Annotated in this window: 16 protein-coding genes and 1 tRNA gene; 9 read left to right on the forward strand and 8 right to left on the reverse strand. The window is 71.0% G+C overall.

Annotated features, from left to right (window positions below):
- Positions 1-48 precede the first annotated feature (48 nt).
- Both OG430_RS31050 and OG430_RS31055 read right to left on the reverse strand, forming a co-directional pair.
- Entirely contained in the window at positions 49-1,683 is a 1,635-nt protein-coding gene (locus OG430_RS31050; protein WP_327355946.1) for an IclR family transcriptional regulator domain-containing protein, read from the reverse strand.
- Entirely contained in the window at positions 1,680-2,294 is a 615-nt protein-coding gene (locus OG430_RS31055) for an RNA polymerase sigma factor (RefSeq protein ID WP_327355947.1), read from the reverse strand. Before OG430_RS31055 ends, OG430_RS31050 begins: the two co-directional genes overlap by 4 nt.
- Before the next feature lie 755 nt (positions 2,295-3,049).
- On the opposite strand from OG430_RS31055, the gene OG430_RS31060 reads away from it, so the two are divergent.
- Entirely contained in the window at positions 3,050-3,490 is a 441-nt protein-coding gene (locus tag OG430_RS31060; RefSeq protein WP_327355948.1) for a VOC family protein, read from the forward strand.
- 178 nt (positions 3,491-3,668) lie between these two features.
- On the opposite strand, the gene OG430_RS31065 is transcribed toward OG430_RS31060, so the two are convergent.
- Positions 3,669-3,741: transfer RNA gene (locus OG430_RS31065), tRNA-Arg, on the reverse strand.
- A 320-nt stretch (positions 3,742-4,061) separates the two neighbouring features.
- Between OG430_RS31065 and OG430_RS31070 the strand changes: the two genes are divergently transcribed.
- The 7 genes from OG430_RS31070 (at position 4,062) to OG430_RS31100 (ending at position 13,231) form a co-directional block, all read left to right on the forward strand.
- Complete coding sequence (locus OG430_RS31070; protein ID WP_327355949.1) at positions 4,062-5,678, forward strand: dynamin family protein; 1,617 nt, start codon at positions 4,062-4,064, stop codon at positions 5,676-5,678.
- Positions 5,679-5,683: 5 nt separating this feature from the next.
- On the forward strand, positions 5,684-7,768 hold the full coding sequence (locus OG430_RS31075) for a YfjP family GTPase (protein WP_442816580.1): 2,085 nt from the start codon (positions 5,684-5,686) through the stop codon (positions 7,766-7,768).
- A 214-nt stretch (positions 7,769-7,982) separates the two neighbouring features.
- Positions 7,983-8,558: a single-stranded DNA-binding protein gene (locus tag OG430_RS31080; protein ID WP_327359293.1), complete on the forward strand. Its 576-nt coding sequence runs from the start codon at positions 7,983-7,985 to the stop codon at positions 8,556-8,558.
- Between the two features lie 237 nt (positions 8,559-8,795).
- Positions 8,796-10,205 carry a Cys-Gln thioester bond-forming surface protein gene (locus OG430_RS31085; protein WP_442816581.1) on the forward strand — a complete coding sequence of 470 codons (1,410 nt, stop codon included), beginning with the start codon at positions 8,796-8,798 and terminating at the stop codon, positions 10,203-10,205.
- A 262-nt stretch (positions 10,206-10,467) separates the two neighbouring features.
- A complete protein-coding gene (ettA, locus tag OG430_RS31090; RefSeq protein WP_327355951.1) occupies positions 10,468-12,132 on the forward strand; it encodes an energy-dependent translational throttle protein EttA in 1,665 nt (554 codons plus the stop codon).
- 11 nt (positions 12,133-12,143) lie between these two features.
- Positions 12,144-12,569 (forward strand): acyl-CoA thioesterase, encoded by a 426-nt coding sequence (locus OG430_RS31095; protein ID WP_327355952.1) that lies wholly within the window; start codon positions 12,144-12,146, stop codon positions 12,567-12,569.
- Positions 12,566-13,231, forward strand: a complete 666-nt coding sequence (locus OG430_RS31100) for a hypothetical protein (RefSeq protein WP_327355953.1) — start codon at positions 12,566-12,568, stop codon at positions 13,229-13,231. Before OG430_RS31095 ends, OG430_RS31100 begins: the two co-directional genes overlap by 4 nt.
- 22 nt (positions 13,232-13,253) lie before the next feature.
- Here the strand turns inward: OG430_RS31100 and OG430_RS31105 are convergent, their stop codons facing one another.
- Complete coding sequence (locus tag OG430_RS31105; protein ID WP_327355954.1) at positions 13,254-13,658, reverse strand: globin; 405 nt, start codon at positions 13,656-13,658, stop codon at positions 13,254-13,256.
- Positions 13,659-13,782: 124 nt separating this feature from the next.
- Here OG430_RS31105 and OG430_RS31110 point away from each other — a divergent pair, with 124 nt between their 5' ends.
- Positions 13,783-14,781, forward strand: a complete 999-nt coding sequence (locus OG430_RS31110; protein WP_327355955.1) for a methyltransferase domain-containing protein — start codon at positions 13,783-13,785, stop codon at positions 14,779-14,781.
- A gap of 38 nt (positions 14,782-14,819) precedes the next feature.
- On the opposite strand, the gene OG430_RS31115 is transcribed toward OG430_RS31110, so the two are convergent.
- From OG430_RS31115 to OG430_RS31130, 4 genes are all read right to left on the reverse strand, one after another.
- The gene (locus OG430_RS31115; RefSeq protein WP_327355956.1) at positions 14,820-16,460 is read right to left on the reverse strand and encodes an FHA domain-containing protein; all 1,641 of its coding nucleotides are present in this window, start codon (positions 16,458-16,460) and stop codon (positions 14,820-14,822) included.
- A gap of 125 nt (positions 16,461-16,585) precedes the next feature.
- Positions 16,586-17,923, reverse strand: coding sequence for a vWA domain-containing protein (locus tag OG430_RS31120; RefSeq protein ID WP_327355957.1), 1,338 nt, complete (start codon positions 17,921-17,923; stop codon positions 16,586-16,588).
- 163 nt (positions 17,924-18,086) lie between these two features.
- Entirely contained in the window at positions 18,087-19,574 is a 1,488-nt protein-coding gene (locus OG430_RS31125) for a protein phosphatase 2C domain-containing protein (RefSeq protein WP_442816582.1), read from the reverse strand.
- A gap of 39 nt (positions 19,575-19,613) precedes the next feature.
- Positions 19,614-22,109: a serine/threonine-protein kinase gene (locus OG430_RS31130; RefSeq protein ID WP_327359294.1), complete on the reverse strand. Its 2,496-nt coding sequence runs from the start codon at positions 22,107-22,109 to the stop codon at positions 19,614-19,616.
- Positions 22,110-22,126 lie beyond the last annotated feature (17 nt).

Consider the following 22,126-nt stretch of genomic DNA (forward strand, 5'->3'; position numbering starts at 1 on the left):
GGCGGCCTGCAGGGCCTACAGAAACTGGTCGTCCAGGCCTTCGTGCGATCAGGGCAGGGCGCGTCCTGGCTCCGGCACCGCGGCGGCCCCCAACTCCTGTGCCGTGACCGCGGTGTCATCGGCGATGAGGTGAGCGAGGAGGATGGCCGTCGCCCGCTTGCTGAGGGCGCGGGCCACGGTGACGAGGCGGCCGTGCTCTTCGGCGGGCAAGGACAGCGCGACGGCCGACGCCCGGCCGGGCATGCCGAGCGAGTAGGCGACGCACACTTCCTTGCTCGAGTACTCGAGGAGGTCGAACTGCGCGGCGTGAGGTCCGTGTCCATCGAGCTCCTCGACCAGGTCGCGGGGGTCGGTGATGGTTCGCTCGGTGAGCTGGATCGAGGGGTAGCGCGCCAGGTGCTCCATGCGGGTGTTGAAGTCGAGTTGGGCGAGGAGGCACTTGCCGACCGCGCTGGCGTGGCCGGTGTCGGTGAAGGGTGCCCACTCCTCGACCGGGGGAGCGGTGTGGCTGTACGCGGCATCGAGGATATGGATCTCCCCGTCGGTGTAACTGCTGAGGTAGATCGCGGCGCCGAGTTCGTCGCGCAGCTCGGCCAGCGCTCTCTGGAGCAGGCCGGGGTCCCGGTGCGTGGTCATCCTCATCACCGCACCGGCGTGGTGAGCACCGCCGACAGTGGTGATGAGGCCCTGGTCCCGCAGCCAGTCCAGCAAACGGATGGTGGTGTTCATCGACATGCGTGCCCGCTGCGCGAGGGCGTGGGTGTCGATGCCGTCCGCGCTGTTGATGAGGTGCAGCAGATCCCTGGCCTGCTGCGCCGCCTGCCATGCGCGGGGTGGCGTGGTGAGCTCCGGGCGGTTGCGCCCCATGTCGTTGAGGACGGCCGACCGCAGCGCGTTCGCCGACCACCACGGCTCTTGCGACGTTGCCGGGGAGCCATCGTTCGGGATGCCGGGGCCGATCTGCATGTCGCGGTCACCGGGGAGCCAGAGCGTTGAGGCGTGCCGTCGCAGACCGGCGGAACTGCGTTGATCGTCTGTGTGATTCGGGGGTGGCACCATGCGTTCGTGGCGGGCCTCCCTTACCAGGGGCGGCAGCGGAGGGGCCGGCACGGGGACCAGTTGCGGGGGACCGACCGCCGTGCCGGGCTCGGGCGCGCGCTCCGAAGGCACCTCTTGCGAGGCCGGCAGGTCCTCGCTGACGCCGAGCAGGCGGCGGGCCTCGTCGAAGTATTCGACGTCCTCGACCGGCGGAGCCTCCGCTTCCGTGGTGGGGCGCCGGTGGGCGAGCGAACGCAGCAGCCGGGCCGCGTCTCCGTGCCCCAGCCGTGCAGACTCGGCGATCAGGAACCATGCGTCATGGGTCCAGTCCTGGCCGGCCCGCAGAGCCACAACGGCCAATCGGAACAGTGCTCCTGGGTGGCCGGACGCAGCGGCGTCCCCCAACCAGTCGGCCGCCTGCTGCAGTTCACCGCGTGCCAGTGCGCGCGAGCCCAGCCGGTACAGCGAGTTCGCCTGCTGCCGCACCGAGCGATCCGGCTCCACGCGCTCGGCCGGGCCGCCGAAGTCACCGTCGGCGCGGCACCAGTAGTCCGGCGGTCCCGCCAACCTGCCCATCAGTTCCAGGAGTCCGGCAGGGAGAGGTGGTGCCTGGCCGCTGTCACTGCCCTCGTTGAAGTGGCTCACACCCGTCCCCCGTCCTTCTTCACGCATCGGTTCTTGCTCCGGTGCTGGTCTCTGATGAACTTCGCCAGCGCCTGCCGGAGAGCGACCACCGCCTTGTGCCGGTCCCGATGGATCTGGTCGGCGCGCATCCCGAGGACAGTGGCGATCTCGAGGTCGGTCATCCCGCGGCTCTGCAGGTCCACCACCTGTCGGCGTTGGCTGGGTGGCATCGCCTCGATCGCCGGCCACACCAGGTCCTCCAGGACGTCGACGCTGTGCACCGGTGAGTCGTCGTCGCGTTGTTCCGGCAGGATCGCCTGCAGATCATTTCCGACCAAGTCCAGCCGTCGATGCGTACGCAGACGGTCCCGGGCGAGGTTCCATGCGGCTGTTGCCAGATACGCCCGAACGTTGACATCGTCGTCCAGCTCACCGGCTTGGAGACGTCGTGCCACGCTGAGGAAGGCTTCCTGCGCTATGTCCTGGCAGGCGTGGAGCGACAGCGTTCTGCCTGTCCTCCTTCGCAACGACCGGGGCATGTAGTTCATGAACGGCTCGTAATAGTCGAGCAGTTGCTGCCCCGGGCCGCTGTCCACGGCGAAGCTCTCTGAACGCGCCTCACCGCCTACCACGGAACCCCTCCTTCGCACGGGTGCAGACGACGCACCTGGCAGGCCCCGGCCCGACGTGAACGGTGATCGCGACGTCCTGAGTGCCAAAGACGTCCACCCGTACGCCCGGTTCTGTCTGCCCGACGGCAGGAGCCCGTGTCGCCGGCCCCCTCCCGGTCCGCTGCCGTTCCGGACGGCCGGAAAGCAGGGCGGCAAGCACGGGAGCCAGACCGCTCACCACGACCGAGGCAAACCCGGCCCAATCGAAGGACGCCGTCATGTGAGTTGATCTCCATCCATTCCGAAAGGACGCGCATCACGCTTCACCCTCCCGACGGCCCACCACGCCCTGTTCTCCCTCCGGGATCACAAGCAACCTGGAAAAGACAGCTACGGATGCGGATGCGATCGGAAGTGCGCGAGGGCTGGAAGGTGTGGTTCCAAGGGGAGCTCCGGTGTGTGCTCCAGGGCAGGCAGGGCCTTGGGAGGCACCTGGTGTCTCGTGCCTGATGCCTGATGCCTGATGTCTGGTGCCTGGCTGGGCATGCTTGCTCTGATCCAGGCCTCGCGCAGCGCGGCAACCGCGGTGCGGGCCTTCGCGGGAGCCATCCTCATCGTGTCGGCGGCGAGTTGGCGCACCCGGATGGATCTCACCCGAACCCGATCCAAATATTTCGCGGTTCGGAGGTCTGCGAATGTCGAGAACGTGCCACCGGCTCCGTCCCAGGGACATCAGCGGCCACCACCGGCCGCACGACGAAGAAGGAGAAGCCAGCATGGCGATTCAGCGGATGGACAACGTCGGCATCGTCGTCGAGGACATGGAGGCCGCCATCGCGTTCTTCGTGGAACTCGGTATGGAGCTGGAGGGCAGGGCGGAGGTCAAGGGCCTCGTCGCCGACCAGTGCACCGGGCTCGACGGCGTCCACTGCGACATCGCGATGCTCCGCACCCCGGACGGACACAGCCGGCTCGAACTGTCGAAGTACCGCACCCCCGCGGCAATCAGCACCGAGCCGCGCAACAAGCCGCACAACATCCTGGGCACGCACCGCGTCATGTTCGCCGTCGACGGCCTCGAAGACACCGTCGCCCGCCTGCGCCCGCACGGCGCCGAAGTCATCGGCGAGATCGCCCGGTTCGAGGACAGCTATCTGCTCTGCTACGTCCGCGGCCCGGAGGGCATCATCGTCGGGCTGGCCGAGCAACTGAGCTGAGGGGGAGGATCCGACCGATTCTCGGCCCGACCACATCTCCAGCCGCGACAAGCCGCGGAAGCCGGCGCCCGGCCAGCCGGGTCCACCACTTACGCACCCACTACCGCTGCCCCGCTACGTTGCCCTGACCAGCAAGAGGGCCCTCCTGGGCGGAGGGCCGAAGCGGGCTGGGCTGAAGCGCCCCCGGCAGGACTCGAACCTGCGGCCAAGCGCTTAGAAGGCGCCTGCTCTATCCACTGAGCTACGGGGGCCGGGTGGTGGCCGGTGGCCTGGAGCCCGGGTGTGGGGCAGATCCGTGACCTTGCCGGGGACAAGGATAGGGCTCCCGGGTCCTTGTCCCTGTTGCTTCGCCTGCGCGGCACCATGTGGAGGTTCAGTGAAGCGGTCCTGATAATCGCAGGCAGGTACGAATCTCGCAGCGCTTTTGGCGTCTGACGCCCCGGGTGTTGTGCACTCGTTATGCCTGCGCCCCAGTCGTCCCCTCTGTCTCAAGTGTCCGGTAGGAGTCCGATCGGCGCGCAGAAGGGGGCATATCCTTCAGAAAGTCGGCAAAATTGGGCATTCTTCGCATGTGGTGACCTTGGACGTACGGCCTCAGCTGCTCGACGCACTCTCCGCCCTGCGCGACCGTGTCGCCGCCGCGCGCTTTCCGCTTCCCTTGGTGGGCGCACCGCGTGCGCGGGCCAACCGGGACGAGCTGCTCGCGCAGCTCGACGACTATTTGGTGCCCCGGCTGCGGCAGCCCGAAGCGCCGCTCCTCGTGGTGATCGGGGGGTCGACCGGGGCGGGCAAGTCGACGCTGGTCAACTCGCTGGTGGGGCGGCAGGTCAGTGAGGCGGGGGTGCTGCGGCCGACGACGCGCACGCCGGTGCTCGTGTGCAACCCGGATGATCATCATTGGTTCGCGGGGCATCGGGTGCTGCCCGATCTCACCCGGGAATGGGTGCCTCAGGAGGAGGCGCAGGAGGGCGGCGGGGGACGCCGGCGGGACAAACCGGTCAAGGGTGCGGAGCGGGTGCTGCGGATCGAGACCGCGGCCACGCTGCCGCGCGGACTGGCCCTCCTGGACGCGCCCGACATCGATTCGCTGCTCGCCGACAACCGCGTACTGGCGGCGGAGTTGATCTGTGCTGCCGATGTGTGGGTGATGGTGACGACCGCTGCGAGATACGCCGACGCGGTTCCGTGGCATCTGCTGCGGACCGCCAAGGAGTACAACGCGACGCTCGTGACCGTCCTCGACCGTGTGCCGCACCAGGTCGTGGCCGATGTGTCGCGGCAGTACGGGGCGCTGCTCGCCAAGGCGGGGCTCGGCGAGGTGCCGCGCTTCACCATTCCCGAGCTGCCCGAATCGGCAGGGGGAGGTGGGCTGCTGCCCGCCACCGCCGTCGCACCGCTGCGCGCCTGGCTCAATCACCGGGTGCAGGATCCCGCCGCGCGCGTGCACGCGATGAGCCGTACGGCCACCGGAATCATCGACTCGCTGAAGGGTCGGATGTCCGAGCTCGCGGGTGCCGTCGCCGCTCAGCACGCGGCCTCGCTGCGGCTGACCGCCGCCGTCGAGGAAGCGTACGAAAGCGAGCACGCGCGCGTACGCGGCCGTCTTCAGGCCGGCGCCGTGCTGGCCGGTGGTGCGCTCAGCCACTGGCGGAGCTATCCGCTGGACTGCACCTCGGGGGAGCTGCTCGACGCGGTCGTGGAGAGCCTCGGCGCGCTGCTGCTGTGCTCCGTCTGCGCGGCCGACCAGCGCGTCGACGAATCCTGGCGGCGCGAACCCGCGGCGGGCGCGCCGGGCCTCGCCGAGCGGGAGTCCGACGCGGAGGGCGCCGAGCACCGGATCGGCCTTGCCGTACGCAGGTGGCGCCGCGTGCTCGAGGAGTACGCGGAGGAACAGGTACGGGGCATGGAGGACCCGCCGGACGCCGAGGCGGTGGCCGCGCTGCTTGCCACGGCCCTGCTCGGCGGGCGGCGGGCACGTTCGGCCGGGGAGCTGCTCGCCGAACGGATCGGCGCCCACGGGGCGTTGAAGCTCCGCGACCGCGGGGGGCGACTGCTCACCTCGTACGTCGAAAAGGTCCTGCGGGCCGAACGCGACCGCAGGCTCGCACCGCTCGACGCCCTCGACGTCCATCCGGAACCGCAGGCCGAACTCATCGCCGCGCTGTCCGTACTGCAGAAGGAGAGGTGACCGCGGTGACTGCCGTCACTGACCACGCCGGCGGGCAGGAGCCCACCGAGCACGCGAGCACAGTCGACGAGGAGGGCAAGGAGAACGCGCGCGTAGTCGACGATGAGCTCCACGCGCGCGTGCCGGGAGAGGAGGACGGCCAGAGTGAGGCCGCGGACGTCGACCGCGCGGAGGCCGGGCGCAGCTGGGACGACGGGCTCATCGCCCGGCGGGTGAGCGACGCCGATGAACAAGGCGCGGCGGTACGCGAGCCGGCGGCGCGCGAGACGCAGGCCAAGGACTCGGCAGGGCCCGACGTCGGGGCGTACGCGCGGGTGGGGGTGGAGAACGCGGGCGTGGATGCCGTGGCGGCGTACGAGAACGTCGATGGGCCCGCAGGCACCGACGAGTACGCGCGCGTGGAGGCGTACCGGCCGCACAACTCGCGACCCCAGCAGGCCACGACGACCTACGAACCGCCGCTGCGGGCCCGGCTCGACGCGCTGCGTGAGCTCGTCGGGCTGTCCCGCACCCGGCTCGACGGCGGGACGCTCGCCGAGGCCGGGCGGGTTCTCGACCAGGCCGCGGCACGGCGCGGGCTCTCCGACCGGCACACGGTCGTCGCGCTCGCCGGGGCGACGGGCAGCGGGAAGTCGACGCTGTTCAATGCCCTTGCGGGGGTGGCGATTTCGGACACCGGGGTGCGGCGGCCGACCACCGCGGCCCCGCTGGCCTGCAGCTGGTCCGACGGAGCGGCGCCGCTGCTCGACCGGCTCGGCATTCCCGGGAGGCTGCGCCGAAGGCCGCTGCAGGGTCCGGAGCGCAATGAGCAGCTGCAGGGCCTGGTGCTGATCGACCTGCCCGACCACGACTCGGCGGCGGTCGAGCACCGTGAGCACGTGGATCGCATGCTCACCCTGGTGGACGCCGTGATCTGGGTCGTGGACCCGGAGAAGTACGCCGATGCCGTCCTCCACGAGCGGTATCTGCGGCCCATGGCCGGGCATGCCGAAGTCACCTTCGTGGTGCTCAACCAGACCGACCGGCTGCCCGGTGACGCCGCCGATCTGGTGCTCGACGATCTGCGTCGCCTCCTCGACGAGGACGGCATCGCCCTCGGGGAGCACGGCGAGCCGGGTGCGACCGTGCGAGCGCTGTCCGCGCTCACCGGGGAAGGGGTGGGCGAACTGCGCGAGGCGCTGGGCCAGTTCGTGGCCGAGCGCGGCGCGGCGGCCCGCCGGATCTCCGCCGACCTGGACGCCGCGGCCGCCCATCTGCGTACCGTCTACGCGGCCGGGCAGCGGGTCGGGCTCAGCGAGCGGGCCCGCGAGGAGTTCGCCGACCGGCTCGCCGAGGCGGTGGGTGCCACGGCCGCCGGGCAGGCGGCGGAGCGCGCCTGGCTGCGAGGCGCGGGCAAGGCGTGCGGGACGCCGTGGCTGCGGCTGTGGCGCTGGTACGAGGCCCAGCGTTCGCCCGGAGTGGCGAGGGCGGCCACCTCGTCGCCGCTCGACGAGGAGGCCACGGCCCGGCAGCGGGTCGAGCAGGCCGTACGCACCGTCGGCCGGGAGGCCGCGGCCGGGCTGCCGGTCCCCTGGGCGCAAGCCGTACGGGACGCGGCGGCGCGCGGCGGTGAAGGGCTGCCCGAGGCGCTGGACGAGCTGGCGGTGACCGTCGGGGCGCCCGTGCGGCGCCCGCCGCGGCCCGGCTGGTGGCCGGCGGCGGTGCTGGCGCAGGCGGTCATGACGCTGCTCCAAGTGGTGGGTGGCATTTGGCTGTTGGGCCAGGTCATCGGCGTCTTCGAGCCCAATCTCGGGACGCCGGTGCTGCTCATGATCGCGGGGATCGTGGGCGGGCCGTGCGTGGAGTGGGCCTGTCGGATGGCGGCGCGGGGGCCGGCGCGGCGGTACGGGCTCGAGGCCGAGCGGAGACTGCGGGACGCGGCGGGCGGGTGCGGGCGGGCCCGGGTGCTCGATCCGGTGGCCGCCGAGCTGCTGCGGTACCGCGAAGTGCGTGAGCAGTACGTGAAGGTGACGGGGCTGGCGGGGTCGGTGGGCGGTGCGGGGGTGATGGGGTCCGCGAGGGTGACGGCGTTGTCCACAACCGGCCGGTAGCCCACAGCCTTGAGCGGGCTCGTTCCCACGGGTGTTCTCTGAGACCGCGGCGGTCGCCGGCCGGTCTCCGTCGCAGCCGTGCGGGACGGGCCCGCACGTGTGTCCGCGGGTGGCGTGTGCGCCTGCCTGTGGACTCAAGGCATCCGAGGCAATCCGGCAATCCGAAGGATCCGCGGGGTCCATGGGATTCGTGGGATTCATGGGAGGGGACGCGATGAACGACACGCTGGTCACGGTGGTGGGGAATGTGGCGACGGCGCCGGTGTTCCGGGAGGCGGCGAGTGGGCCGATGGCACGCTTCCGACTCGCGGTGACACCACGTCACTACGACCGCAACACACAGGAGTGGAAGAACGGCCAGACCAACTTCTTCACGGTCTGGTGCTGGCGCGGGCTCGCCGTGAATGTGGGGGCGTCCGTGTCGCTGGGCGACCCGGTGGTGGTGCAGGGGCGGTTGAAGGTGCGGACGGAGGACCGGGGCGGTCAGCACTGGACCTCGGCGGACATCGAGGCGCTCTCGATGGGACACGATCTGGCGCGCGGTACGTCGGCCTTCCGGCGGGCGAAGTGGGGTGGGGACGCCTCTCTGGCGGAGCGTCAGGAGCAGGTGACGCGTTCGGCGATGGAGTCCGAAGGGCTGCCGGAGCCCCAGTTCGAACGGCCGCCGCGCGGGGGTGAGGAAGAGCCTCCCGAAGGGGGCCTCGAGCAGGGGGACGCACCGGAGTCGATGCCGGAACCCACACCGGAGGCGGTGCCGGATTCGGTGCGTGAGCCCGAGCCGGCGTTCTGACCGACATGCGCCATATCGCCGAAAAGCAACGGCAGTTGTCCGGGGATTTGTCGATACGGGCAGGTCAGTCGCGTTACCGGCGATAACAATTCCGAGTCGGAACGGTTATCCGATGGCATGACCGGGGTTCGTGGTGCACCACGTCCCTAGGATGCCGGGCGTAACTCAAGAGGTTGGCGGGATCGAAACCCCCCATGTGCACCCCATGTGTATGCGTCCCGCCCGGAGGGGAATTCAGTGTCTTCAGTGTGTCCTTCGTTCTCTGTTCGTCATCGGGTCGTTGCCCGCCTAGCCGTCACGGCACTGGTGTCGGGCATCGTCGCGGTCGGCGCGATAGCCGGCGCTGGTTCGGCCGCCGCCGATGAGGCCCCGCAGCAGCAGGGTGGCGCGACCGCCACGCTGGGCGGGCTGAAGACGTACGACGAGGCGGTCATCCGCAAGGACGGCGCCGAGCAGCACATCCCCGCAGGCCTCTTCGAGATGGCCGTGGATGACGGCGGCACCCTGCAGACGTACTGCATAGACATCCACAACCCGACGCAGAAGGACGCGAAGTACCAGGAGACCCCCTGGAGCGCGACCTCGCTGAACAGCAACAAGCAGGCGGGCAAGATCCGTTGGATCCTGCAGCACTCCTACCCGCAGGTGAACGACCTCGCCGCGCTCGCGAAGAAGGCCGGGGCCGGCAGCCTGAGTGAGAAGACCGCCGCCGCGGGCACCCAGGTGGCCATCTGGCGCTACTCGGACGGCGCGGCCGTGGAAGCGGTCGACCCGCAGGCCGAGAAGCTCGCCGACTACCTAGAGAAGAGCGCCGAGAACCTGGCGGAGCCGAAGCCCTCGCTGACCCTCGACCCGCCCGCGGTCTCCGGTCACGCGGGCGAGAAGCTCGGCCCGGTCACCGTGCACACCGATGCGGACGGCGTGACCGTCGCCCCGCCCGTGGATCCCGCGGTGCGCGGTGTGAAGGTCGTCGGCAAGGACGGCAAGCCGGTCACCTCGGCGAAGGACGGCAGCCGGCTGTACTTCGACATTCCCAAGGACGCGGCGGACGGCTCGGCCGCGCTGACCGTCCAGGGCTCCACCACCGTGCCGGTCGGTCGGGCCTTCGTCTCCGAGACCAAGAGCCAGACGCAGATCCTCGCGGGCTCCAGCCAGTCCACCGTGTCCGCCACCGCGACCGCCAACTGGGCCAAGAAGGGCGCGATACCCGCGCTGTCCGCGCAGAAGAACTGCGCCAAGGGCGGTGTGGACATCACGGCGGGCAACGAGGGCGACGAGGCGTTCACCTTCGAGCTGATGGGCCTCAAGCACACCATCGAGGCCGGCAAGTCGAAGACGGTCACCATCCCGCTCCAGGAGGACCAGGCCTACGACTTCACCATCACGGGGCCGAACGGCTTCGAGAAGAGGTTCAAGGGCGTCTTCGACTGCAAGACGGCGGGTGCCGCGGGCGGCGACTCCGGCGAGCCGTCGGCAGCGCCCAGTCCGGCCTCGGCCGGCGGCACGGGCACGGACGGCCCGGACCTCGCCGAGACGGGCAGCTCCAACGCGACGCCGATGATCGCGGGCATAGCGGTCGTGCTGGTCGTGGTCGGTGGCGCGGCGGTGTTCCTGCTCCGCAAGAAGAAGAACGAGGCCGGGGAGTAGCCACTCCTCACAGGTGATCGATCCGGCCCCGGCGCTTCTGGCGACCGGGGCCGGTCCCGTTGTGGGCGCGGGGGTGAGGGTGTCCGGCTCGGGGGGCGGTGTGGCACGGGTGGCGCGGTGACGAGATGTGACGAGAGGAACACTCGCCGTCGCTACCCGTGTCCAGGTAATGGGCCCGTCACCTAACCGGTTTCCCCCACGCTATGGACGACTGGCAAGATGGGGTGTATCTGCCCACTTCCAGCTTGCCGGACGGTTTCTCTTGGCTGAGTACATCTACACGATGCGCAAGACGCGCAAGGCGCACGGCGACAAGGTCATCCTTGACGACGTGACGCTGAGCTTCCTGCCCGGCGCGAAGATCGGTGTGGTGGGTCCCAACGGTGCCGGTAAGTCCACGGTGCTGAAGATCATGGCCGGCCTGGAGCAGCCGTCCAACGGCGACGCGTTCCTGTCGCCCGGGTACAGCGTCGGCATCCTCATGCAGGAGCCGAAGCTGGACGAGAGCAAGACCGTCCTGGAGAACGTGCAGGACGGCGCCGCCGAGATCATGGGCAAGCTCCAGCGCTTCAACGAGGTCGCCGAGCTCATGGCGACCGACTACTCCGACGCGCTCATGGAGGAGATGGGCAAGCTCCAGGAGGACCTGGACCACGCCAACGCGTGGGACCTGGACGCCCAGCTCGAGCAGGCCATGGACGCGCTGGGCTGCCCGCCCGGCGACTGGCCGGTCGTCAACCTCTCCGGTGGTGAGAAGCGCCGCGTCGCGCTCTGCAAGCTGCTGATCGAGGCGCCCGACCTGCTCCTCCTCGACGAGCCCACCAACCACCTCGACGCCGAGTCGGTGAACTGGCTGGAGCAGCACCTGTCGAAGTACGCGGGCGCCGTGGTGGCCGTGACCCACGACCGGTACTTCCTCAACAACGTCGCCGAGTGGATCCTCGAGCTGGACCGCGGCCGCGCGATCCCCTACGAGGGCAACTACTCGACGTACCTCGACAAGAAGGCCTCCCGCCTCAAGGTCGAGGGCCGCAAGGACGAGAAGCGCGCCAAGCGGCTCAAGGAAGAGCTCGAGTGGGTGCGGTCCAACGCCAAGGGCCGGCAGACCAAGTCCAAGGCGCGTCTCGCTCGCTACGAGGAGATGGCCGCCGAGGCGGACAAGATGCGGAAGCTGGACTTCGAGGAGATCCAGATCCCGCCGGGCCCGCGTCTGGGCTCGATCGTCGTCGAGGTCGAGAACCTCTCGAAGGCCTTCGGCGACAAGGTGCTCATCGACGACCTGAGCTTCACGCTGCCGCGCAACGGCATCGTGGGCATCATCGGTCCCAACGGTGCCGGCAAGACCACGCTGTTCAAGATGCTCCAGGGTCTGGAGACCCCGGACTCGGGCAGCATCAAGATCGGCGACACGGTCAAGATCTCGTACGTCGACCAGAGCCGCGCCAACATCGACCCCAAGAAGACCCTCTGGGCGGTCGTGTCGGACGAGCTCGACTACATCAACGTCGGCCAGGTCGAGATGCCGTCGCGCGCGTACGTCAGCGCCTTCGGCTTCAAGGGCCCGGACCAGCAGAAGCCGGCCGGGGTGCTCTCCGGTGGTGAGCGCAACCGCCTCAACCTGGCGCTGACCCTCAAGGAGGGCGGCAACCTGCTCCTCCTCGACGAGCCGACGAACGACCTCGACGTCGAGACCCTGTCGTCGCTGGAGAACGCGCTGCTCGAGTTCCCGGGTGCGGCCGTGGTCATCTCCCACGACCGTTGGTTCCTGGACCGAGTGGCGACGCACATCCTCGCGTACGAGGGCGAGTCCAAGTGGTACTGGTTCGAGGGCAACTTCGAGTCGTACGAGAAGAACAAGATCGAGCGCCTGGGCGCGGACGCGGCCCGTCCGCACCGTGCCACGTACAAGAAGCTGACCCGAGGCTGAGGTCGACTTCCATGACGAGGCACATCTACTCCTGCCCCCTGCGCTGGTCGGACATGGACGCCTTCGGGCACGTCAACAACGTCGTCTTCCTGCGGTACTTGGAAGAGGCGCGCATTGACTTCATGTTCCGGCTCGCGCCGGGTGACGGGTCGCCGTCGTTCTCCGGCGGCTCCGTCGTCGCACGGCACGAGATCGACTACGTACGGCCGCTGGTGCACCGGCACGAGCCCGTCACCGTCGAGTCGTGGGTGACGAAGATAGGCGCGGCCTCGCTCACCATCGCGTACGAGATCAAGGATCCCGAGCAGGTGTACGTGCGGGCCTCGACGGTCGTCGTGCCCTTCAACCTGGAGGCCCAGCGGCCTCGGCGGATCACCGCCGAGGAGAAGCTGTACCTCCAGGAGTACCTCGATGGGCCGGAGGCGCTCGCCGCATGACGGCGCTCACGCAGCCGGTGCGCTTCGCCGACGTCGGGGAGGCGGCGGACCTCGCCGCCTTCCTGGCCCGGCTGATCCACTACGACAAGGCCGCGGCCGTGCGCCTGCAGGCCGGGGGCGGCGCGCTCGCGGTCTTCGGGCGGCCCGCGTCGTTCGAGGTCCTCGCGATCCGCACGGCGCGGCTCGCGCAGCAGCAAGAGACGTTCGATGTGACCGTCTCCGCGGGTGAACTCCTCGAAGCCATCGACGAGTCGGCGGGCGGCGCCGTCGTGCCCGCCGCCGTCACCGGCCCGCCCTGGGCCGGGGTGCTGCCCCCGCGCGGCGGCTGGCAACAGGTGCCGGGGCTTCCGGGATCCCAGGCCGTACGCCGGTTCGTGAGCGGCGCGGTGGCCGAATTCCGGGCGCAGGTCGAGGAGTTGGAGCCCGAGAAGCGGACCCGGTCCGAACTCGACCGGATCGGGCGGGTGATCTGGTCCCGCCCCGTCGGTGACACCGAGCTTCCGGTGCGTGCCGCGCACGCCGCGCAGTCCGTGGGATTCCTGCGCCCCGAGAGCGAGTTGGCCCTGCTGTCCGCGGGGGCCTGGCTCCGGCTGCGTACGCCCTACGGATCCATCGCCGTACGGCGCGCGGGACTTGGCGCCCTGAGTGTGACGCCGACCTGAGCCGGCGCTCTCGACTGCCGGGTCAGCCCGCCGTGTTGACCATCGAAGCGGCCGCGTACGTCAGATAGCTCCAGAGCGTGTGCGTGTGCTCCTCGCTCAGTCCGAGCTCGTCGACCGCGTCCCGCATGTGCTTGAGCCATGCGTCGTGCGCCGCCTGATCGACCACGAACGGGGCGTGCCGCATGCGCAGGCGCGGGTGGCCGCGGTTGTCGCTGTAGGTGCGGGGGCCGCCCCAGTACTGCATCAGGAACAGGGCAAGGCGCTCCTCGGCCGGACCCAGGTCCTCCTCCGGGTACATCGGCTTCAGCAGCGGGTCCTCGGCAACGCCCTGGTAGAAGCGGTGCACCAGGCGCCGGAAGGTCTCCTCGCCACCGACCTGCTCGTAGAAGGTCTGCTCCTGAAGCGTGCCGCGCGGGATCTCTTTCACCTGTCCATGGTCTCAGACGGGGCGGCCGAAGACTTGGGGCCTAGGACTTCTCTCCAGGCGACCGATGGCGACTGTGGCGGCATGGGCCCTCGCATCCACGGCCAAAGCGCAGCACAGTGGGTATATGGGTGCGCCGGAACCGGAACCCCGCCTCGACGACCCGCGCGTGGACGCCGACCACGCCGCGGCGGCCCGTGCCGCCCTGGTGGCGGAGATCGAGGCGAGCGGGGCGTTCGACGGCGACCTGTCGTGGCGGGCGGAGTTCGCGCAGGTGGCACGGCATGTGTTCGTTCCGTACTACTTCATCGGTACGACGACGGGCTATGAGCGGCTCTGGGGCGAGGACCCCGACCCGGAGCGCCGGGAGCGCTGGCTGCGCGGGGCCTATGCGGACGCACCGCTGGCCACGCGGGTGCGGGACGGGGAGCTGATCTCGTCCAGCAGCCAGCCGTCGCTGATGGCCAAGATGCTGGTGGAGCTGGACGTGCGCGAGGGGCACGCGGTGCTCGAAATCGGCGCCGGGACCGGCTACAACGCGGCGCTGCTCGCCCATCGCCTCGGGGACTCGCTGGTCACGACGGTCGACCTGGACCCGGAGATCACCGAGGCCGCGCGCACGCATCTGGCCGCCGCCGGACACCGCCCCGCCGTGGTCACCGGGGACGGCGCGCGAGGGTGCCCCGAGCGGGCCCCGTACGACCGGATCATCGCGACCTGCACCCTGACCACCGTGCCGCGCCCCTGGATCGCGCAGTGCCGGCCGGGGGCCCGGATCCTGGCGCCGCTCGCGACCGGTCTGATCGCGCTCGAAGTGCGGGACTCGGGGCACGCGGAGGGGCACTTCCTGCACACGCCCGCCTACTTCGTGCCGCTGCGGGGCGCCGAGAAGCGGGCCGGGCGGCCGCAGCACATCGGCGGGCTGCCGCGCGGGGCGTTGCAGAACGAGCTGTTCCGGTTCCTGCTCGCGCTGACCGAGGGCGTGCTCGATCCACATGAGGCGCTGGCCCTGTGGCGGCGCGAGGGGCGGCCGGAGCGGGAGCGGTTCGGGGTGACGGTGAGCGGCCAGTACGCATGGGCCTGGCTGGATGATCCAGCCGGTCCGTACGCCTGGCCGCTTCCGTGACTGTCCTTGGTGCTTCTACCGCCTTACGCGGATGAGGTTCAGCCGCGCCTGACGGTGATCGTCGTCCACGCGCCCACGTGCACGCGGTCGCCGTCCTGCAGCGGGACCGGGACGAAGGGCTGGATGGGCTCCTCGCCGCCGTTCACCGTCGTGCCGTTGGTGGAGTTCTGGTCGACGACCGCCCAGGAGCCGTCCGGCTGCTGGACCAGGACCGCGTGCTGGTGCGAGACGCCCGGGTCCTCCGGCGGCACCGACAGATCGATGTCCGGGGTGTCGCCGGTGGAGTGCCGGCGGCGGCCGATCGTGATCTGGTTGCCGACCAGCTGGCGCTGCTGCTCCGGCGAGTACGCGGGCAGGTTGAGCCCCGACGCGTCGGGGCCGCTGCGCTGCATCATCGCCATGAAGTAGTCGCGGTCGGGCCCGACCGTCGCCGTCCAGCCCGTCGGCGCGGGCGCCTGGGTCTGCGGGTAGCCGTAGCCGCCCTGGGGCTGGCCCTGGCTCTGGTCCGGGTAGCCCTGCTGCTGCGGGGGTCCGCCCGGGAAGCCGCCGCCGTTCGGGTCGAAGCCGGCCTGGCTCTGGTCGGGGTAGCCCTGCGGGGCGCCCTGGCCCTGCGGTGCGAACGGCTGCTGCTGCATCGGCGGGGCCGACGAGGCGGCGGCAGCCGGGGGTGCCTGGCCGGACGGCGGCGGGATCATCCAGTCGTCGTCACCGCCGAAGCTGGGGTTCGGCGGCAGCGGCTCACCAGCCGGTTGGACCTGCTGCTGGAACCCGGCAGCAGGCGGCGGAGGCGGCGGCCCCTGCTGGAAGCCCTGGTCGGGGAAGCCCTGGTCGGGAAAGCCCTGCGGCGCACCCTGACCGGGACCGGGGCCTTGGTCGGGGAAGCCCTGCGGACCGCCCTGACCCGGACCGGGCCCCTGGCCGGGAAAGCCCTGCGGACCACCCTGACCCGGACCGGGACCCTGCGGCGCGGGCGGCTGAGGCGCGCCCATGCCCTGCGGTGCCGGCGGCTGTGGCGCGCCCATTCCCTGCGGTGCGCCCATGCCCTGCGGTGCGCCCGGACCGGGGCCCTGCTGGCCGGGTGCGCCCATGCCGGGCTGAGGTGCCTGGCCGGGCTGCGGCCGGTTCTGCCAGTCGTCGTCTCCGCCGAAGTGCGGGCCGGGCAGCGGCTCGGCGGGGCGGTTCATCTGCGAGGGCCGCGAGCTGGTGTACTCGCCGCCCACGGTGCCGGGACCCGGCGGGGCCTGCTGGAAACCGGGGCCGGGCGGCGCACCCTGCGGGGAGCCGGGGCCCGGCGGCGGTGCCTGCGAGAAGCCCGGCGGCAGGTTGAGGGCGGGGCCGCCCTGCGGGCGCGGGGCCGCGGGCGTGTACGACGTCGCCGTGTTGGTCAGGAAGTTCCAGCGGCACTGCTCGCAGAACGGGGCGTTCGCCTCGCGCGGAGTCTGGCACTGCGGGCACAGCTCGGGAGCGGCGCCGGGATCCTGCGGGTAGCCGTAACCGGCGCCGGGCGGTGGCGGCGGTCCGGGCTGGCCGGGCTGCTGCGGGTAGCCGTAACCGGCGCCCGGGGGCGGCGGGGGAGGCGGCGGCACAGCACCGGGCGCCCCTGCTCCGGCCATGCGGTGGCCGCAGACCTCGCACCAGTCGTCGGAACCCGACTGGTGTCCGTTCGGGCAGGTCGGCATGTCGGCGCTTCCCCCTCTCCTTCTTCGGCCCCTCGGGCCCTGCTCTCGTCGCCCCTCGGGGCCCTGCCGCAGTCGCGCCCGATCACTTACTGTCACGGGGCAACTGCGTTACGTACAAAAGGCGTTCACTTCTTTACGCGAACGGTCTTTGTCGACCGGGTCTCGAGCGTCATCGAGTCGGCCTCCGCGACCTTCGCCTTCAGTCGCACAGTACCTTCCGCGGCATCGACGACGTCGACCACCTTCGCAAGGAGTTTCGCAGTGTCCTCGTTCCCCGAGGCGCTCGCGAGCTGAACTGCCCGGCCCAGCTTGGCCGTTGCGCCATCCACGTCGCCCGCTTTGCGTGCATCCAGACCCTGTTGGATGACTTGTGCCAGTTCCGCCTGACCTGTGTAGTGCGCGACCTGCGGATTGATCGAGGTCGACGCCGCCATGTCGTCCGTCCACACGGCCCGTACGAGCGCCTGGGAGAGCGTCTCCACGCTGCCGTCGTCCTTGGGGATCACCAGGGAGACCCGGGCGGCGAGCATCTCCTGGCCCAGCTCGGCGTTCGGTACCTCGACGCACACGTGGTAGTCGCGGGACTCGTCGCCCCAGGAGCCGGTCGGGTAGTCGCCGGCCCGCGGGCCCGTCTGCGTACGGCGGTCGGTCAACTGCTCGACCGTGGGCGCGACTTGCTTCACGAACTTGATCTCCACGCCCACCGGGGTCCACAGCCGCAGCGAGACGTCGGCGACCTCCTTGCCCATCGCCTGCTCCATCATCTGCGTGAAGTCGGCGGAGAGCTCGGCCGGGTCGGCCACGATGTCGGCGGTGCCGAGCAGCGCCGAGGCGATGCCGGTGACCTCCTTGACCTCCCAGTCCGTGCCGACGCCGCGGGCGTCGCAGGTGAAGCGGCCCGAACTGGCGTCGAGCGCGGCCTTGAGGTCCTCGGGCGACTCGTGTTCGTTGCGCCCGTCGGTGAGCAGGATGCCGTGCCGGATGGAGACGTCCGCGTTGGCCAGGAGCCGGTCGGCGAGCTTCAGCCAGGTGCCGATCGCCGTGCCGCCGCCCGCGCTGAGCTTGCGCAGCGCCTGCTTGGCCTGGTCACGGGTCTGCGCATCGGCGACGGCGAGGCGCCCGGCGCCCGGGTAGACCTCCTTGGCGACGTGCGTGCCGCCGATCACCGCGAAGTGCACACCGTCGCGCAGGGTGTCGATCGCGGCGGCCGTGGCGTCGCGCGCGTTGCGCATCTTGGTCGGTGGGTAGTCCATCGAGCCCGAACAGTCGACCATGATCGCGACGGCCGCGTCGGGCCCGCCGCCCGCGGCGTACGTGCGCGCGGCCATGCCCCCCAGCGTGCCACCGCCCGTCGACGTCACGGTCACGATCGCGTTGACCTCGCGGCCGCCGTCCGGCAGGTACTCGTTCTGGTACACGTCGACCGAGAACTGCGGCACATTCGACTTCGAGAAATTGGCCATGGATTTTGCTCCCCCTAGCTCTTCCACAAGCTTTCCCACGGCAGCGGTGCGACCGCCGGTACGTGGGTGACAACTGCTGAGTGATGAGGCGTACGTGGTGAGTGATGAGGCGTACGTTGCGGTGGCTCGGCCGACCTCAGGTGTGGTGGTGGCTCGGCCGGCCTCAGGCCGATCCTGCCCCCTGCGGCGGGGCGGGGAACGGCAGGACCGCCACTGTTACGTTGTCGTGGCCCCCGCCGTCCAGGGCGTGACCGACCAGGACCTGGGCACTGTGCAGCGGGCGCTGCGCGGCGTCCACGGGGATCGCCGCGGCCATGTCGTCCGCCGCCTCCGCGTAGTTCCACAGTCCGTCCGTGCACACCACCACTACACCCGGCCGGTCGGGCTTGAAGGAAGCGGTGTGCGGCTCCAGTTCGTACGCGTCCGCGCCGAGCCAGCCCGTGATCGCGTGCGCGCGCTCGTCGGCGTACGCCTCGGCCTCGTTCATCAGTCCCGCGGACACCATCTGCGCGGCCCAGGAGTCGTCCTCGGTGAGCCGGGCGGCGGGCGCGGAGCGGTCGACGGGGACCCAGTAGGCGCGCGAGTCGCCGACCCAGCCGACGACGAGCAGGCCGCCCGCGATGACGGAGCCGACAATGGTGCAGGCCGGTGCGTTCTGGTGGCGGTGCGGGTCGTGCTCCATCGCCTGACCCGGTTCCGTGGCAATGGAGTTGACCGCGTCGGCGGCCGCCACGATCGCCTCGTGCATGGCCTGCTGTGGATGCGTACCGCGTGGCAGGGACGCGAGCAGCGACTCATTGGCCGCCTGGGAGGCCGCAAGTGAGGCCTCGTCGGGGCGGGTTGCCGAGGACACGCCGTCGCAGACGATCGCCACGACCGCGGGCGAGCCGTCGGGCAGGGCGGTCGCGGAGACCGCGAACGCGTCCTCGTTGCGATGGTGGCGCAGCCCGCGGTCGCTGACCGCGGCCACCGCGTCCAGCTCCTGCTCCATGTGGTCGCGCTCGCGGGGCTGGGCGTGGCCGCAGCGCTCGCAGTAGCCGTCCGGGTCGACTTGCCCGGAGCGGCAGGCCACACAGAGCTTGGTGCCGGCCGGGGGCGTGGGCTCCGGCGCGGTGGTGCGCGGGTCGGGCAGCGGGGCCTGGGCGGCGGCGCCGGGCTCGTCGAAGTCGGTGAGACCTTCGCGCTCGTCGAAGTCCGTCAGGGGGCCGGGGCGGGACTCGGCGGCGGCCGGGGCCGGCGGGTTGTCGAGGGGGGTCCCCCCTGCTCGAGCGGAGCCGAGATCTGGGGAGAGCGTGCCGGCGGGCCTCAAGTCGGGTCCGTCCGCCGGGAGTTCGCTGCCGCCCGAGTCGGTGCCCGCGAGGTCGCTGGGCAGGTGGACCGGCGCGGGCGTGTCCGAGCTGTCTACTTCTGGGGCCTCCGGCCACTCCACGGACGAGGAGACAGCCGCGGGCGCCGGGGGAGCGGCGGGCATGGGCGGAGCCGACGCCGCCGCTGCGGCAGCCGCACGCGCCGCAGCGCCGTTGATCGCCACGGTCGGGTGGTCCTGCGCGGGCTGCGCGGCCGCCGACAGCTCGAATCCGCACGCACCGCAGAACAGGTCGCCGCTCTCCAGCGGCTCGGTGCAACTGGGGCACTTCAACATTTCAGGCATGGCCGCCCCGTCGGTCTGCTGGTGCATCTGCGACATCAATCACACCCACGTCCGGGGGCGGAAACGGTTGGCCCGCTCCACCAGTTCGATCCTCTCCTCACCGCGCTGCGCCAGCCTGGCAAGCGTCCGGTACGAGCGCTCGAGGCCGAAACGCAGGCCCCGCTCGTCCAGACTGCTGCCGAGCAGCACCGCGTGCGCGGCTCCCTGCTGTCCCTGCTGCCCGCCCTGCGGCGCACTGCCGCGGCTACCGGAGAGTACCCAGTCAAGGGCGGTCCCCAGGACCTCGGCCGACAACTGCTCGCGGCGCACCGCGTCCAGGCCGAAGTGCCTGAGCGCCTCGACCTGGCCGGCGGCGGCGGTCAGGTCGTCAAGCAGGGGTTCGTGCAGCGCCTGGTCCCGCAAGCGGGCCCGTACGGCGGCTACCCGGGCCGCCGTGTAGTGAATCGACGCCTCCGGTACGGATTCCAGGGTACGCACCGCGCCGCGCCGGTCCGCGGCCGCCAGCTGTACCCGGGCGAGGCCGAAGGCCGTCGACACATAGCTGGGGTCGGTCGTCCACACCAGGCGGTAGTACTCCGCGGCGTTGTCCAACTGCCCCAGGACCTCCGCGCAGACGCCGAGGGCCAGCTTGGGCGCGGGCTCGCCGGGGAACGCGTCGTAGATCCCGTCGAAGGACAGCGCGGCGCTCGCGAAGTCGCCGGTGGCCAGGGAGACCACACCGCGGTACCAGACGACGCGCCAGTCGTCCGGGTTGGTCTGCTCCAGATCGTCCAACGACTTTGTGGCGGAGTTCAGTTCGCCCATCTCCAGGCGGGCCCGCAGCTCCCTCAGGCGCAGCTCCAGGGAGGTCGCGGGCGCGGCCGCGAGCGCGCTGATCAGCTCGGCGGGCGCGGAGGCCATGAGCCCGGCCAGGAACCCGGCGTTGGGGTCGCTCGGGTCGACGCGCGGCACGGGCAGCGCCAGCGCCACGGCCGGGGCGTCCAGCGTGCGGATCAGGTGCGCGGCGTTGGGCGGGTCCGTGGGGCCGGGTCCCGTGCTGCCGGGCGGGGCGGGGATCGCGGGCAGCGGCCCGCCGTTGGAGAGGGCGGGGGCGGCCTTGCCGTCGCGCCGGGCGCCCAGCTTCGAGACCTCCAGGTCGCGCTCCGCGAACAGCTCGGTGTCCGTGACCTTGACCTCGGGCCCGAACAGCGTGGACAGCGCGGGCCGCGGCTTGCTCGTCTGGACCGCGACGACCTCGCGCAGCACACCGGTCAGCTGCTCCGCCATCTCCTGCGCGGAGGCGAACCGCCGCGCCGGATCCGGGTCGGTGGCACGGACCAGGAGGCGGTAGAACGACTCGTACTTACGGAAGACCTCGATGTTGTCCGGGTCGGGCAGCGAGTCCACGAAGACGTTCGTATAGCCCTGGAAGTCGAACGTCATGATCGCGAGGGTGCGCGCCACCGTGTACAGATCGGAGGCGACGGACGGGCCGACCTCGGCGACCTCGGGGGCCTGATAGCCGACCGTGCCGTAGATCGCCGACTCGTCGTCGTCCATCCTGCGGACCGCGCCCATGTCGATGAGCTTGAGCTGGTCCTCCGTCTGGATGGCGTTGTCCACCTTGAAGTCGCAGTACAGAAGGTTTCTGCTGTGAAGGTGGCCGAGGGCCTCCAGGGCCTCGATGCCGTACGCACACGCCTGCTCGACCGGCAGCGGATCGCGCTTGCCGTCCGGGGTGCGCCGGTCGTTGGCGATCTCCTTGAGGGACTTGCCGCCGACGTACTCCATGACGATGTACCCGTCGAGGGAGCCGGTGCGCTGGTCGAGGTGCTCGACGAAGTTGTAGATCCGCACGATGTTGGAGTGCTCGATCTCGGCGAGGAAGCGCCGCTCGGAGATCGCCGCGGCCATCGCGTCCTGGTCACCGGTGTCGAGCAGGCCCTTGAGGACCACCCAACGGTCCGACACCGCACGGTCGATGGCGAGATACACCCAGCCGAGCCCGCCGTGCGCGAGACAGCCCATGACCTCGTACTGACCGTGCACGATGTCGCCCGTGCTCAACTTCGGCATGAAGGAGTACGGGTGGCCGCACTTGGTGCAGAAGCCCTCGGTGCGGCCCTTGCGCTCCCCGCGCGAACGGCCCACCGGCGCCCCGCAGTCGGAGCGCGAGCAGAACCGTTTGCGTTCGGGGACCTCGGGGTTCTCCTGGACCATCTCGCCCGGGTTGGGCCGCGGCACCTGGGGCACCGAGACCAGGCCCGCGCCAAGGCGGTTGCGCCCCGACGCCCCGGTGGACGCGCCCGAGCTGCGGACCGACACCGACCGCGACGACGTACGCCCCGACAGCGAGCGCGACAGCCGGCCCGACACCGAGCGGCGGGACTGCGAGGAGCGGGACGAGCGCGAACTGGCCCTGGAACTGCGCGAGGACGAGCTGCTGCCCCGGCCGCCGCCCCCGGTGATACCGGTCGGCTGGGAGCTCACCATGCCGTTCGGCGCGACGACGGGAGCCAGGCCGCAGGTGTCGCAGTAGAGCTCACCACCGCCCATGTCCTCGTACGATCCGG

The organism is Streptomyces sp. NBC_01304 (genome assembly GCF_035975855.1).
In the GTDB taxonomy this organism is placed as follows: Bacteria; Actinomycetota; Actinomycetes; order Streptomycetales; family Streptomycetaceae; genus Streptomyces.

Coding starts and splice junctions, on each gene's coding strand:
- OG430_RS31060 (WP_327355948.1), top strand. CDS start 3,050: ATGGCGATTCAGCGGATGGACAACGTCGGCATCGTCGTCGAGGACATG.
- OG430_RS31080 (WP_327359293.1), top strand. CDS start 7,983: ATGAACGACACGCTGGTCACGGTGGTGGGGAATGTGGCGACGGCGCCG.
- OG430_RS31095 (WP_327355952.1), top strand. CDS start 12,144: ATGACGAGGCACATCTACTCCTGCCCCCTGCGCTGGTCGGACATGGAC.
- OG430_RS31100 (WP_327355953.1), top strand. CDS start 12,566: ATGACGGCGCTCACGCAGCCGGTGCGCTTCGCCGACGTCGGGGAGGCG.
- OG430_RS31110 (WP_327355955.1), top strand. CDS start 13,783: ATGGGTGCGCCGGAACCGGAACCCCGCCTCGACGACCCGCGCGTGGAC.
- OG430_RS31115 (WP_327355956.1), bottom strand. CDS start 16,460: ATGCCGACCTGCCCGAACGGACACCAGTCGGGTTCCGACGACTGGTGC.
- OG430_RS31120 (WP_327355957.1), bottom strand. CDS start 17,923: ATGGCCAATTTCTCGAAGTCGAATGTGCCGCAGTTCTCGGTCGACGTG.
- OG430_RS31125 (WP_442816582.1), bottom strand. CDS start 19,574: ATGCCTGAAATGTTGAAGTGCCCCAGTTGCACCGAGCCGCTGGAGAGC.
- OG430_RS31130 (WP_327359294.1), bottom strand. CDS start 22,109: ATGGGCGGTGGTGAGCTCTACTGCGACACCTGCGGCCTGGCTCCCGTC.